This window comes from Ramlibacter sp. PS4R-6, assembly GCF_037572775.1.
In the GTDB taxonomy this organism is placed as follows: Bacteria; Pseudomonadota; Gammaproteobacteria; order Burkholderiales; family Burkholderiaceae_C; genus Ramlibacter.
This window is the reverse complement of sequence record NZ_JBBHKA010000001.1, coordinates 1,107,790-1,120,574: the sequence shown is the minus strand read 5'-3', so window position 1 is coordinate 1,120,574 and position 12,785 is coordinate 1,107,790. Positions and strand designations below refer to the sequence as shown.

The window sequence follows — 12,785 nt, the reverse complement described above, 5'->3', positions numbered from 1 at the left end:
TGTCTCCTAGTGCTTGACGTCGTCGCGGCCGAAGACGCTCATCTCGGTCGCGGTCATGGTGGCGATGAGTTTCTCGCGGCCCTCGTCGATGGCGAAGGCCCTGCCCTCGACGACGGTGATCGTACGCCCGGGCTTGGTCACCACGCCTTCCATGCGGAACAGCTGGCCCTTGCCCGGCGCGAGCAGGTTGATCTTGTATTCGATGGTCAGCACCGCCGCGTCGTGCGGCATGAGCGTGAAGGCCGCGTAGCCGCAGGCCGAGTCCAGCGCCGTGGCGATCATCCCCGCGTGCAGGAAGCCGTGCTGCTGCGTGAGCGCCTGCGCGTACGGCAGCTCGATCACCACGCGGCCGGGGTCGATCACCGACAGGAAGGCGCCGATGGTCTGCATCGCCGCCTGGCGCTCGAAGCTCGCACGCACGCGCTGCTCATACTGCGGGTCCTTCGGGGTGAACGCGGCTTCGGCCATGGCGGCTCCTGGGGAATTGACGTTTACGTAAACGTCAATTATGCCCGGGGACGGCGGGCAAGCCAAGAATTCCCGCCGGAGGCAACGAAGCGGCCGTCACGGGGGATCGCCGCTGCCCGGCAGTCGTTGTGTTGCTCTACAGTGCGGGACTTTGCCTTTCGGACCCGCCCTCATCGTGACCCGGACCTTCCGCCCGTTCATCGCCCTCGCCTGTCTCTGCGCTTCGCTGCTCGCCTGTGGTGGCGGCAGCACAGGCGAGCCTGTCGAGGCCGCCGCGCCGACGCAGCTGACGCTGCTCGCCGGCAGCACGGGCGGGCCGGGCGACCTCGATGGCGACGCATCCGTCGCGCGCCTGGGGTCGCCGTTTGAGCTTGACGTCGACGCGCAGGGCAACGTCCTCGTGCGCGACGGGGCCATGTTCCGGATGATCAGCCCCTCCGGCGCCATCTCGACGATCGGCGGGCCCGCCGAAGTGCCGCCCGGCTTCCGCGCGATCACCGACCCCCAGGGCAACACCTACGAAGCCGGCTACTGCGTCGTGTGGAAGGTCACGCCATCGTTCGAGCGCACCGCCTTCGCCGGCACGAACAGCGAATGCGGCATGGAGGACGGGCCGCGCGGGCAAGGCCGGCTGACCCAGGTCATGAGCATGGCGACGGACCGCAAGGGGACAATCTACGTCGTCGACCTGTACGTGACGCCCGGCTACTTCGAAGACATGCCGCCGCGTTCCGTGCGCGTGCGCAAGATCGCGGCGGACGGCACGATCACCACGCTGGCCGGAGGTTTCGGCTTCGACGCGGTCGACGGCCAGGGGCTGGATGCGCGCTTCTCGGGCCCCGGCACCCTGGCCGCCGACGGGTTGGGCAACCTGTACATCGTTGACTTGGGCATTCGCCGCATCGATGCGGCGCGGAACGTGACCACCTTGCACCTGGGCGGCGTGCTGCCCGAGAACGTCCTGGTCAACGACATCGCGGCGGACGCGGCGGGCAACCTGTACATCGCGGATGCGCTCGGAGGCGTCGTGAGCGTCGTTCTGCCCGGCACCGGGACGGCGGTCGTGCTGGGCGGCCAACCGACGGAGGCCGTGCGCCGCGACGGCCAGGGCGCCGCCGCGCGTTTCGAGTCGGTCGCATGGTCCGCCCTCGACAACAACGGCGACGTCCTCGTGCCCTCGTTCGGCAACGGTGGCCTGGTGATGCGCCGCGTCACGCCCGACGGCGGGGTGACGAGCGAGTTCTACCCGGCCACCGTGCCTGCCGTGAGCGGCTTCAGCTCGTCGATGGCCGGATACGCGTTCGACCGGGCTCGCGGCATCCACTACCTGGCGATCGCCCCGAAGTGGAGCTGCGACGTGTGCGTCGAAGGCGGCGGCGCGATCTGGCGTGTTGCGGCCGACGGGTCGCTGGCCGAGTTCGCGGGCGAGACGGGTGCGATCGGGAATGCGGACGGGCAAGGCACGGCGGCGCGATTCGGGCGCTCGCTGGTCGGGCCCGTGCTCGACGCCGCCGGCAACCTGTACGTGGTCGACGACAACGGGGTGAGAAAGATCACGCCCGGCGGCGTGGTTTCGACCGTCGCACCACAGGTGATCTCGGCGGAGGGCGGCTGGATCCACGCAGCAGGGATGGGGCTGGCCGCCGACGCGGCCGGCAACGTCTACATGCTCGGCATGGACCATGTGCTGCGCAAGGTGACGCCGCAAGGGCAGGTCTCGGTGCTGGCGGGTGCTCCCGGCCCCGCGGCGCACGCCGACGGCGTCGGGGCGGCCGCGCGCTTCGGCGACGCGTTCTCCGGCTACCAGATGGCGACGGATCCTGCGGGCAACATCTACGTGGGCGAACAGGGCGCATGCAACGCGCTGACCTCCACCGGCGTGGTCTGCGCAGGAGCGATCCGCAAGGTGGCTCCCGACGGGACCGTCACCACCATCGCGGGCAGCCTGGACAAGACGGCCATCGTCCTCGGCCCGCTGCCGGGGCGCCTGTACGCCCCGGCGTCGCTGCTGTGGACACCCGGCGGGCTCGTCGTCGGCAGCGGTTGGTCCTTGCTGAAGATCCGGTAGGTGCGTCAGGGCTTGCGGCGGTACAACCCGTCGAACGCCGTCTTCCACGCACCGTCGGGGACCGCGGTTTCCCAGTGCTGCCGCACCGTGCCGTCGGCGTTGGGCGTCCACGTGATGCGGTGCTTCACCGGCCGGCCTTCGTCGACACCGGCCCCCTGCAAGACCATCGCGCTTCCTTCGAGACGGCCTTCAAGCAGCAGCAGCGTTCCCGCGTTGTCCACCCACGTCTGGTGCCACACCTTGCGGTCGACGTCCCAGGCGTTGAGGCTTTCGCCCGCATAGCCGCGCTCGGTGGTGTAGCGCTCGTGCACGACGCAGCCACCGTATTCGCGCGTGATGACGTTGGTGCCGGCCACTTTGCCGGCCGGGCCGAACACGGTCCACTCGCCCAGCCAGAAGTCGAACTGGCGCCATTCGGGCGCCTCGCACGGCGCGGCCGATGCCGCACCCACGGCGAGCGAAGCAACGAGGGGAAGGAAACGGTGCATGCGGGGCACTCTAGCCACCGCCGCCGCCGGCCCGCTATCAGGAAATTGCTCGCGGCTGCGCGCGCCACTGGCTCGGCGTGAGGCCGAACTCGCGGCGGAAGGCGTAGCTGAAGTGGCTGTGGCTGCTGAAGCCATGCGCGAGTGCGACCTGTGTCAGGTCGCTGCCGCCCTCGCTCAGCGCCTCGAGCGCGGCGCGCAGCCGCAGCAGCGTGAGCTGGCGATGCAAGGTGCGCCCCATCGCGGCGCGGAACGAGCGGCACAGGTGGAAAGGCGACACACCGAGCCCGCGCGACAGCGAGTCGAGCGTGTGTGCGTCCTGCCAGGACGCCGCGAGTTCGCGCGCAGCGGCTTCGGCGACCTCGCGCGAGCCCCGCGACGGCGTCGCGCGCGCGCTGCCGGCGGCGCGCGCACCGGCCGCCACCGTGTCGTGCCATAGCGCGACGACGGCCTCTTCCGCCGCCAACGTGTCGATGGCGCCCGACCGGATTCGCAGCAGCAGCGAACGCTGCCGCGCGTACAGCGTCGCCTCGACCGGTGCGTGCGCGAAGCGCAGCGGCGCGTCGTCGTCGGTGCCGGCGTGGCGGTCCACGCTGGCCGCGATCTCGCGGGCGGTGTCGGGATCGACGGCCCACCAGTCGCAGCGGTCGCCGTCGGGATGGACCGCTTCGCGCGTGTAGCGCTGCCCGCGGTTGTAGACCGTGGCCAGCCGCGCATCGGCGACGAAGCCGCTGCGGCCCGCGTGCCGGATCACCGCCGACGTGCGCGGGAAGGCCACGAGGTGGCGCTCGATGGGCCCGCTGTCGGCGAAGAGCGGGTGCGTGCGCGGGCAGCGCCACTCGCCAACCGTCACGCGCGCCGACTGGAAGACGATGCGGTCGGGATGGAGGGGCGCGACGCTCATTTCATTCCTCGTTGCGCTTGATCGGCAGCGGCACCGCCTGCGCCGGGTCCGCCGCCCCATGCGAAAACAGGTCGACCGCCGGCAACTTCACCAGCGCCATCGCCTCGTCGATCGAGCCATTGAGCCACGTGTCCCAGTCCTTGCGCTCGATCGGGATCACGCTGCGCTTGTCCTGCTCGTCGGGCGGCAGCGCGGGGTCGGGCTTGTGCATCAGCGACAGCAGCGGGTGGTCGTCGCAGTTCTGCGTGAGCATGGTGTAGCTCACCACGATCTCGCCCGACGCCGGGTCGGTCCATTCGTTCCAGATGCCCGCGAGCGCCCACGCCTCGCCGTCCTTGCGCGCGAAGCGCCACCAGATGTTCCTGCCCGTGCCCCAGTACGGTTCGTCGTAGTCGGCGGCGGGGATCAGGCAGCGCTGGCCGCGCGCCCACGGGGCCTTGAAGCTCGGTGCCGTCGCCACCGTCTCGATGCGGCAGTTGTTGGTGCTGATCGGCTTGCCCAGCTTGCCGGTGGGCCGGCGCGTTTTCGAGAACCAGGGGATCAGCCCCCACTGGCCGATGTCCAAGCCCTGGCGGTGGATGAACGGCCCGTTCTGCCAGGGCCCGATGCCGTTGGTGTTGTACGCATCGGGCTCGCGCTCCTTGATCAGCGTGAAGCCGAACACGTCGCGCACGTAGGTGACGCTGGCGGGGCGGTAGCGGTTGCACATGGTCGTCAGTCGTCCAGGAAGCCGCCCTTGTAGAAACTCCACGCCGTGCCGTCATGCAGGTAGAAGAAGCCGTCGCCGCACGCGTCCTTGCCCGGGAAGTAATCGCGATAGGCCTTGGGCACGAGCCGGGCGAGCTGCTCGTCGTCGAGCTCGTCGAACTCCTCGGGCGTGATGGGGCGGCCTACGCGCAGGTTGCGGGAAATCATTTGAGCAGCGCCACGGCGGCGGAGAAGGTCAGGAAGGCGGCGGCGGTCGTGATCATGATGATGCGCGCGATGCGGCCCGAATCGGCGCCGAAGCGCTCGGCGAGGATGGCGACGTTGCTCGCCGAAGGCAGCGCCGCCACCAGCACCATCACCGTCAGGGCGTCGGGGCGCAGTGGCACGCCCAGCGCGATGGCGGCATGGCCCGCGCCCCACACCAGCAGCGGGTGCACCAGCAGCTTGATGAAGACGATGGGCACGTAGTCGCGCGGCGGCATCGGCGCGTGCTCGTGGAGCGCGGCGATGTACTGCGAACGCGCCAGCACCGCGCCGATCGTGAAGAGCGCGACGGGCGATGCGGCATCGCCCAGCAGGCGCACGGTGTCGTCGATCGGCTTCCACGGCACGAAGCCGGTGGCCGATGCCGCGCCGCCCAGCACGATCGCCCAGGGCATGGGGTTCATCGCCGCGCCCATCAGCGCGTTCTTGGCGGCCTTGCTCGCCCCGTGCTCGTCGGCGCCGTCCAGGCGCGACAGCGCGATGCACAGCGAGCTGGTGACGAGGATGTCGATGAGGATGGTGAGCACGGCGGGGCCCGCGGCCGTCGCGCCCAGCAGCGCGATCAAAAGCGGCACGCCCATGAAGCCGGTGTTGGGGAAGGCGGCCACCAGCGCGCCCAGCGATGCGTCGTTCCAGCCGATGCGTTCGTTGCGGCTGGTCGCGATGGTCAGCCCCACCATGACGAGCGCGCACACCAGGTACACCGACGACGCGCCCACGTCCACCAGCTGGGCGAAGGGCGTGCTCGCGCCGAAGCGGTAGAGCATGCACGGCAGCGCGAAATACAGCACGAACGTGTTCAGGCCGGGAATGGCGTCCAGCGGCAGCCAGCGCTTGCGCGCGGCGACGTAGCCGCACAGCACGAGGGCGAAGAACGGAAAGGTGACGCGCAGGATGTCAAGCACGCCCGTATTTTCTTCGCAACTGGCCCCGGGCATTGCGCATCGTGCGAATCGCGCCGCTTATCATTCGCCGCCCGCTGTCCCTTTCCACGCATTTCCCCCTCGATGTCCGGCCTGAACCTTGCCCAGCAGGAAGCTGTGAACTACCTGCACGGGCCTTGCCTGGTGCTGGCCGGCGCCGGCTCGGGCAAGACGCGCGTGATCACGCACAAGGTCGCGCGGCTGATCGCCGCGGGCCTGGAAGCCAAGCGCATCGCGGCCATCACCTTCACCAACAAGGCCGCCGCGGAGATGCGCGAGCGCGCGAAGCAGCTGGTCGGCAAGGGCGCGAGCGAGGTGATGATCTGCACCTTCCACGCGCTGGGCGTGCGCATGCTGCGCCAGGACGGCGCGGCGCTCGGCTTGAAGCCACAGTTTTCCATCCTCGATTCTGACGACGTCACCTCGATCCTGAAGGACGCGGGCGGCAGCACCGACGCCGCCACGGCGCGACAGTGGCAGTGGGCGATCTCGCTGTGGAAGAACATGGGCCTGAACGCCGCTCAAGCGGAGGCGCAGGCGGCCGACGACAACGAGCGCATCACCGCGCGCATCATGGCGCGCTACGAGGAGCGCCTCATCGCCTACCAGGGCGTGGACTTCGACGACCTGATCGGCCTGCCGCTGAAGCTGCTGCAGCAGCATGCCGACGTGCGCGAGAAGTGGCAGGCGCAGCTGGGCCACGTGCTGGTCGACGAGTACCAGGACACCAACGCAACGCAGTACGAGCTGCTCAAGCTGCTGGTCGGCGAGCGCGCGCGCTTCACCGCCGTGGGTGACGACGACCAGTCGATCTACGGCTGGCGCGGCGCCACGCTCGACAACCTGAAGAAGCTGCCGCTGGACTTCCCGCAGCTGAAGGTGATCAAGCTGGAGCAGAACTACCGCTCCACCTCGGCCATCCTGCGCGCGGCCAACAACGTGATCGGGCCGAACCCGAAGCTGTTCCCCAAGACGCTGTTCTCCGAACTCGGCGAGGGCGAGCCGGTGCGCATCGTCGATGCGGACAACGAGGCCCACGAAGCCGAGCGCGTCGTCGCGCGCATCCAGTCCATTCGCGAGAACGGCCAGGGCAAGGACTGGAAGGACTTCTCGGTGCTCTACCGCGCCAACCACATGGCCAAGGTGTTCGAGCAGGCCTTCCGCAAGGCGCAGATCCCGTACAAGGTGTCGGGCGGCCAGTCCTTCTTCGACCGCGCCGAGATCAAGGACCTGTGCGCGTGGCTGCGCCTGATCGTCAACAACGACGACGACCCGGCGTTCCTGCGCGCGGTGACTGCGCCCAAGCGCGGCATCGGCCACCAGACGCTCACCAGCCTGGGCGTGTTCGCGGGCCAGTACAAGCTGTCGCTGTTCGGCGCGCTGTTCTCGCCGTCGCTGGCTTCGGCCATCTCGTCGCGCTCGGTCGGTGGCCTGCACGAGTTCGGCCGCTACATCAACGACCTGGAGTTCCGCGCGCGCCACACGCAGGGCGCGGAGGATGCGCGCACCTTCCTCGTCGACTGGCTCAAGGACATCGATTACGAGAAGCACCTGTACGAGGGCGAGGACAGCGAGAAGCTCGCCGCCGCGCGCTGGACCAACGTGATGGAGTTCATCGACTGGATGGCGCAGCGCTGCGGCGGCCAGATCGACGACGCCGGCGGCGTCACCATGGCCAGCAGCAAAAAGTCGCTGATGGAAGTGGCGCAGACGATCTCGCTGCTGTCCACCATCAACGAGCGCGAGCAGGAGCAGAACGTGGTGACGCTCTCCACCTTGCACGCCGCCAAGGGCCTGGAGTGGCCGCACGTGATGCTGGTCGGCGTGAACGAGGGCCTGCTGCCCTTCAAGCTGGACGACGACGGCGGCGCGAAAGGCCAGGCCAACGAAGGCATCCTGCAGCGCCTGCAGGAAGAGCGGCGCCTGATGTACGTGGGCATCACGCGCGCGCAGCGCTCGCTGGCCGTGAGCTGGACGCGCAAGCGCAAGAAGGGCCGCGACACGATCGCCGCGCAGCCCAGCCGCTTCATCGCCGAGATGTCGCTGGAGAAAGCCACCACGAAGGAAGACCCGCGCGAGAAGCTGAAGGCGCTGCGCGCCGAGTTCGCACGCAAGGCGCAGGAAAGCGCGGCGGCCGCGGGCGGCGCATGAAGCCCGCGCTGGGTGCGCTGGTGCTCGCCGCGTCGGCGCGGGTGCTCGCATGCCCTGCGGCCGCGGATGTCGCGCAGGCCGATTTGCTCGGCACCTGGCACGCGCAGGTCGACGGCGGGCCGGCCGTGTCGCTCACGCTCCAGAAACATCCCGAGTTCGCGGAAACGGTGCGCGGCTTCGTCGAACGCGACGGCCGCCGCATCGCGGTGGCGGGCGACGTCGACGACGGCGAATTCACGCTGGAGGAATCCGACGACGGCCGGCGCATCAGCGCGACATGGCTCGGCGACGTCGTCGAAGGCTCGTGCGGCCGCGAGATCCGCGGCCGGTGGCAAGCCGAAGGGACACTCGTCGAGCGCCCCTTCGTGCTGCGCAAGCGCCCTTAGCGGCTGGCGCCGGCCTCGCCGGACATCGAACCCGAGGCGCTGGCCGACAGGCCCGAGTTCGCGCTCGCGCTGCCGCTGGCGTTGCCAGCCGCACTGCCGTTGGCGTTCGCGCTCGAACCGCCGGCGTTCGTGGACACCGCCTTCGTGATCGAGCTGCCGACGCCGTAGCGGCCGTCGCCGCCCGCCGCGCCGCCGAGCGGGCGCGAAGTCGTGGCAGTGGAATTCGCCTGGCCCTGGCCCTGGCCTTGTGCAGCACCGGTGACGGCGGAAGCACCCTTCGCCGCGCTGGCGGCGCCTTGCGCGGACGAAGCGGTGTTCGCCGTCGCATCGGTCGCGCCGCGCACGGTGTCGAGCGGGCGCACCACCGGCGCCGTGATGCCGCCGTTGAGCGCGCCGCCCAGGCTGCCGCCGATGTTGCCGGCAAGGCCGCCACCACCGCCGCCGAGCAGGCCGGCTTGCGCCGGGACGGCGATCAGGCACGCGGCCGAGACGGCGGCCAGCGAAACGGCCGCATGCGCGAGGTATCGACGCTGGAACTTCATCATGGAAATCTCCTGTACACGGGAGCGGACCATCCGATCCCCGTACCCCGACAACGAGCCTGGTCGGCGCTTCCATCCGCCGCGTGTGTAACGCTGCGTTGTGGATGAGTCAGTGCGCGGGCAGCCGGCCCGGTGACACGCGCGCGCCTTCGCCCACCAGGCCGAAGCCGTACACGGGATCGCGCCCGCGCTCGCCCAGGTCGATCGCGGTCGCCGCCAGGCGCGCGATCACGGCGGCCGCCGCTTGCGGGTCGGGCTCGTTCAAGGCATCGGCGAGCAGGCCCGCGACAAACGGGGCGGCAAACGACGTGCCGCGCGCGCTCGTGTAGCCCCAGCCGCGGCGCGCCGCGCCGATCTCGGCGCCGGGCGCCGCGAACATCACCTGCGGGCCCTGCGCCGCTTCGGGCAGCACGCGGCGCGCCGGCGTCACGCCGGTCACGCCGACGACACCGGGATAGCTCGCGGGATACAGCGGCGGCGCGGCGGGCCCATCGTTGCCGACCGCGGCGACGACGACATGCCCGCGCTTGACCAGCGCCGCCACCGCGCGTTCGAGCAGCCGGTTGGCGGGGCCGACGAGGCTCACGTTCACCACGGCGACGCGCTCGCGCGCCATCCATGCGAGGGCGCGTGCGACATCTTCCGCGGCGCCGCCCGCCGGTTCGCCGCAGTACACGTCGGCGGCGTGCAAGGTCGCCGCGGGCTGCACGCCGCGAAACGGCCCGTCGTTGCCCACGAGGATGGAGGCGATCGCCGTGCCGTGCTCGCTGGCGACTGTCTTGCCGTCGCAGCCCCAGCGCTGGATGCTCGCGGCGTGCAAGGCGGGATGCGCGGCGTCGACACCGGCATCGATGAGGCCGACGCGCCGCGCACCGGCGGTGCCGGCCGGCACCGCGCCCGCATCGCCGCTGGGCGTGTAGAGGTGGTTGAAGTCCACCGCCGCCTGCGCGTCGAGTGCGCGCAGCTGCTGCGCGGCGGCAGCGGTCGGCAAGCCCGGCGGCGGGCGCAGCACCACCTCCCGCACGTCGAGCTCCGCGAGGTTCTCTTCGCGCAGCACGACGAAACCTTGCGCGCGAGCCGCCTGCACCGCGGCGGCCGATGGCGACAGCCACAGCAGCTCGGCGCGGCGGATCGGCTCGCCCGCGGGATCGGCTTCGATGCGCTGCGGGTTGCGGGCGATCAGGTCGCGCGTGAGCGTGGCGCGCAGGTCCTGCAGCGGCACCAGCTGCTGCACCGGCTGCGGCAGCTGCGGGATCGTCGGCCGCGGCAGGCCCGGCACGCCGATGCCGCCGGGCAGCCGCACCTGCGCGTGCGCGGCGCTTGCCAAGACGCACGCCAGCGCGCCGGCGGCGCAACGCCGGATCCATGGATGAGCTGCACGCGCGATGTTCATGGGCCTTGGGAGGATAACGAACGGGACGTGGAAGAAAATCCCCGCGCCAGCCGTTGTCCCCATGTCGATGCCCGATTCCGCCCCGGACGTTCGCGAACAGCTCGCGGCGCTGCTGCCGCGCCTGCGCCGCTTCGGGCGGGCGCTCGCGCGCAACCGGGAGGACGGCGACGACCTGGTGCAGGTGGCGCTCGAGAAGGCGCTGGCCCGCACCGACCAGTGGACGCCTGGGACGCGTCTGGACAGCTGGATGTTCCGGATCATGCAGAACGCCTGGATCGACGAAGTGCGCGCACGGCAGCGCCGCGGCGAGACCTTCGTGGACGAGGAGGAAGCCGAACGCGCGGGCGCCGCCATCGGCGACTCGCAGGTGGACGCGGTCGCCGTGCGCAAGGCGGTCGCGCAATTGAGCGACGAACACCGCGCCGTCGTGGCCCTGGTGCTGGTCGAGGGGCTGTCTTACGAGGAAGCTGCGGCCGTGCTGGAAGTGCCGGTGGGCACGCTCACGAGCCGCCTGTCGCGTGCTCGCGAGGCGCTCAAGGCGATGCTGGGAGATGCGCCATGACGATGTCGGACGAAGACCTGCGCCGGCGCGTGGCCGCCGCGTACGACGACGTGCTGGACGAGCCGGTGCCGGGGCGCCTGTCCGCCATGTTGGCGGCGCCGAAGGTCGTGGACCTCGCCGCGCAGCGCGAGAAGCGCCGCTTCATGCGGCTCACCTGGGCGCAGCTCGGCGGCATGGCCGCGGCCGTGCTGGTCGGCATCGGCCTGGGCTGGCAGTTCGCACCGCGCGACGGCGAGGCGCTGGTGGCCGAACGCAATGGCCACCTGGTGGCGGCATCGACGCTGGCACGCGCGCTCGACACGCAACTCGCGGCCGATTCTGGCGACGTCGCCGTGCAACTCACGTTCGTCGACCAGGGCGGGCGCTTCTGCCGCACCTTCGCCGCGCGGCAGCTCGCCGGGCTGACGTGCCGCGAGGACGGGCAGTGGTCGGTGGTCGCGACGGCGCGCACCGAAGCCGCAACCGGCGCTGGCATGCGGCAAGCGGCCAGCGCGCTGCCGCGTCCCGTGCTCGACGCGGTCGACGCGCGCATCGCGGGACCCGCGCTCGACGCGGCGAAGGAAAAGCAGGCGCGCGACGCCGGCTGGTCGCGCTGATCAGGCGCGGCCGCGCGCGCCGCGGCTGGGCGTGCGGACCGTGCGGCGTGCGCCGCGCTGCGGCCCCAGCTGCGCGTGCTCCACGGCGACGACTTCCCCGGTGACGGGATCGATCGTCGCTGCCCGCGAGGCCAGCCCGCGCGCCGCCTCGGCGAGCTGCTGCGCCTCGTGCAGGAGGTCTTCGACGTGTTCGTGCTCGCGCTTGAGCAGCAGCACGCCCACGCCGATGTCCAGCCGCACCTCCAGCGGCGAGCCGTCGTGCCCGGTGACCTGCATGGGCTTGCGCAACGCCGAGGCCACGCGCAGGCCCAGGGTGCGCACCGCCGCCGGTGAGCGGATCGTCTCCATCACCGCGATGAAGCAGCGTTCCCAGTAGCGCCCCACCGGGTTCACCAGCCCCACCTGGTGCTGCATGCGCTGCGCCAGGTGGACGTACACCTCGTTCAGGCCGGACACGCCCGCCACCAGGCGCACGCGCTCCGGCTCGAACACCAGCACCGCCAGCACGGCGCCCTCGCGGCGCGTTCGGCGGCGGCGCTGCTGCGCGCGCAGCAGGCGCCGCACCAGCGGCATGCCCGCCGGCAGCTTGGTCACCGGGTCGTACTCCGAGTGCACCTCCTGCGCGTTGCGCACGCGCCGCGCATGCTGGTTGCGCTGCCACAGCGCAAAGCCCGTGACGGCGACGCAGATGGCCGAGCCCGCGGCGATCAGCGCCTGCCACACCATCGGCACCGGCGTGCCGAGCGCGATCGCGTACAGGCCGCTGACGGAGCCGATCATGAAGCCCGAACCGATGGCGATACCGAGCGCCAGCGAGTCGCCGAGCAGCCATGCGCGCAGGCCCATCCAGGTGACCAGCACGGTGTTGAAGATGACCAGGCCCGCCGCGGCCGGCAGCTGGTGCTCGCGCCGCAGCAGGAACAGCGCCGCCACCGCCAGTACCGGCACCAGCGTGCCGCTGGCCAGCAGCGCCCCGTCCATCAGGCGGTCGCGGTGGCGCGCGCCGAACCACTGGCGAATGAACAGGTCGCCGAGCAGCACGCACAGGGGGCCGACCAGGACCTTGGCCAGCCGCACCCCCGGCGCCCACGAGGCCGGCAGCAGTGCCCCGGCGATGCCGCTCATGAGGACGACGAAGGCCAGCGCCGCGGCGTTGTAGACGGTGCCGTGCAGCGCCGCCACGTGGCGCACCATCAGGTAGTCGGCCAGGCCGGTCAGCACCACCAGCGCGATGGCGCCGGACGCGGCGCTCCACAGGGCCAGTTCGGTGGGCTGCATACCTGCCGTGGACGATGACAGAAAAGCTGTTGGCGCGCTACCGGGTTGATTCTTTCA

General features: G+C 71.1%; 14 protein-coding genes. 5 read left to right on the top strand and 9 right to left on the bottom strand.

The annotated features are described in order from the left end of the window. Positions 1–6 precede the first annotated feature (6 nt). Complete coding sequence (locus WG903_RS05535) at positions 7–468, bottom strand: PaaI family thioesterase (RefSeq protein ID WP_340073222.1); 462 nt, start codon at positions 466–468, stop codon at positions 7–9. A 175-nt stretch (positions 469–643) separates the two neighbouring features. Here WG903_RS05535 and WG903_RS05530 point away from each other — a divergent pair, with 175 nt between their 5' ends. After that, complete coding sequence (locus WG903_RS05530) at positions 644–2,536, top strand: hypothetical protein (RefSeq protein WP_340073221.1); 1,893 nt, start codon at positions 644–646, stop codon at positions 2,534–2,536. A gap of 5 nt (positions 2,537–2,541) precedes the next feature. On the opposite strand, the gene WG903_RS05525 is transcribed toward WG903_RS05530, so the two are convergent. Genes WG903_RS05525 through WG903_RS05505 form a run of 5 tightly spaced genes read right to left on the bottom strand, consistent with a single transcriptional unit; the run spans position 2,542 to position 5,802 of the window. Next, positions 2,542–3,024, bottom strand: coding sequence for a DUF1579 family protein (locus WG903_RS05525; RefSeq protein WP_340073220.1), 483 nt, complete (start codon positions 3,022–3,024; stop codon positions 2,542–2,544). Positions 3,025–3,061: 37 nt separating this feature from the next. Beyond that, positions 3,062–3,925 carry a helix-turn-helix transcriptional regulator gene (locus WG903_RS05520; protein WP_340073219.1) on the bottom strand — a complete coding sequence of 288 codons (864 nt, stop codon included), beginning with the start codon at positions 3,923–3,925 and terminating at the stop codon, positions 3,062–3,064. Position 3,926: 1 nt separating this feature from the next. Then, positions 3,927–4,634, bottom strand: coding sequence for an SOS response-associated peptidase (locus WG903_RS05515; RefSeq protein WP_340073218.1), 708 nt, complete (start codon positions 4,632–4,634; stop codon positions 3,927–3,929). 5 nt (positions 4,635–4,639) lie between these two features. Then, positions 4,640–4,840 (bottom strand): hypothetical protein, encoded by a 201-nt coding sequence (locus WG903_RS05510; RefSeq protein ID WP_340073217.1) that lies wholly within the window; start codon positions 4,838–4,840, stop codon positions 4,640–4,642. Next, the gene (locus WG903_RS05505) at positions 4,837–5,802 is read right to left on the bottom strand and encodes an AEC family transporter (RefSeq protein WP_340073216.1); all 966 of its coding nucleotides are present in this window, start codon (positions 5,800–5,802) and stop codon (positions 4,837–4,839) included. The genes WG903_RS05510 and WG903_RS05505 overlap by 4 nt, the downstream gene beginning before the upstream one ends. Positions 5,803–5,904: 102 nt before the next feature. Between WG903_RS05505 and WG903_RS05500 the strand changes: the two genes are divergently transcribed. Together WG903_RS05500 and WG903_RS05495 are read left to right on the top strand one after the other, a co-directional pair. Further along, entirely contained in the window at positions 5,905–7,971 is a 2,067-nt protein-coding gene (locus WG903_RS05500) for an ATP-dependent helicase (protein ID WP_340073215.1), read from the top strand. Beyond that, entirely contained in the window at positions 7,968–8,357 is a 390-nt protein-coding gene (locus WG903_RS05495; RefSeq protein ID WP_340073214.1) for a hypothetical protein, read from the top strand. Before WG903_RS05500 ends, WG903_RS05495 begins: the two co-directional genes overlap by 4 nt. On the opposite strand, the gene WG903_RS05490 is transcribed toward WG903_RS05495, so the two are convergent. Both WG903_RS05490 and WG903_RS05485 read right to left on the bottom strand, forming a co-directional pair. Then, entirely contained in the window at positions 8,354–8,902 is a 549-nt protein-coding gene (locus tag WG903_RS05490; RefSeq protein WP_340073213.1) for a hypothetical protein, read from the bottom strand. The two genes, WG903_RS05495 and WG903_RS05490, sit on opposite strands and share 4 nt — an antisense overlap. 106 nt (positions 8,903–9,008) lie before the next feature. Then, positions 9,009–10,292: a S8 family serine peptidase gene (locus WG903_RS05485; protein WP_340073212.1), complete on the bottom strand. Its 1,284-nt coding sequence runs from the start codon at positions 10,290–10,292 to the stop codon at positions 9,009–9,011. A gap of 67 nt (positions 10,293–10,359) precedes the next feature. On the opposite strand from WG903_RS05485, the gene WG903_RS05480 reads away from it, so the two are divergent. Both WG903_RS05480 and WG903_RS05475 read left to right on the top strand, forming a co-directional pair. Further along, positions 10,360–10,854: an RNA polymerase sigma factor gene (locus tag WG903_RS05480; RefSeq protein ID WP_340073211.1), complete on the top strand. Its 495-nt coding sequence runs from the start codon at positions 10,360–10,362 to the stop codon at positions 10,852–10,854. Then, positions 10,851–11,450: a hypothetical protein gene (locus tag WG903_RS05475; protein ID WP_340073210.1), complete on the top strand. Its 600-nt coding sequence runs from the start codon at positions 10,851–10,853 to the stop codon at positions 11,448–11,450. The genes WG903_RS05480 and WG903_RS05475 overlap by 4 nt, the downstream gene beginning before the upstream one ends. Here the strand turns inward: WG903_RS05475 and WG903_RS05470 are convergent, their stop codons facing one another. Next, the gene (locus tag WG903_RS05470) at positions 11,451–12,728 is read right to left on the bottom strand and encodes a 7TM diverse intracellular signaling domain-containing protein (RefSeq protein WP_340073209.1); all 1,278 of its coding nucleotides are present in this window, start codon (positions 12,726–12,728) and stop codon (positions 11,451–11,453) included. It lies immediately after the preceding gene. Positions 12,729–12,785 lie beyond the last annotated feature (57 nt).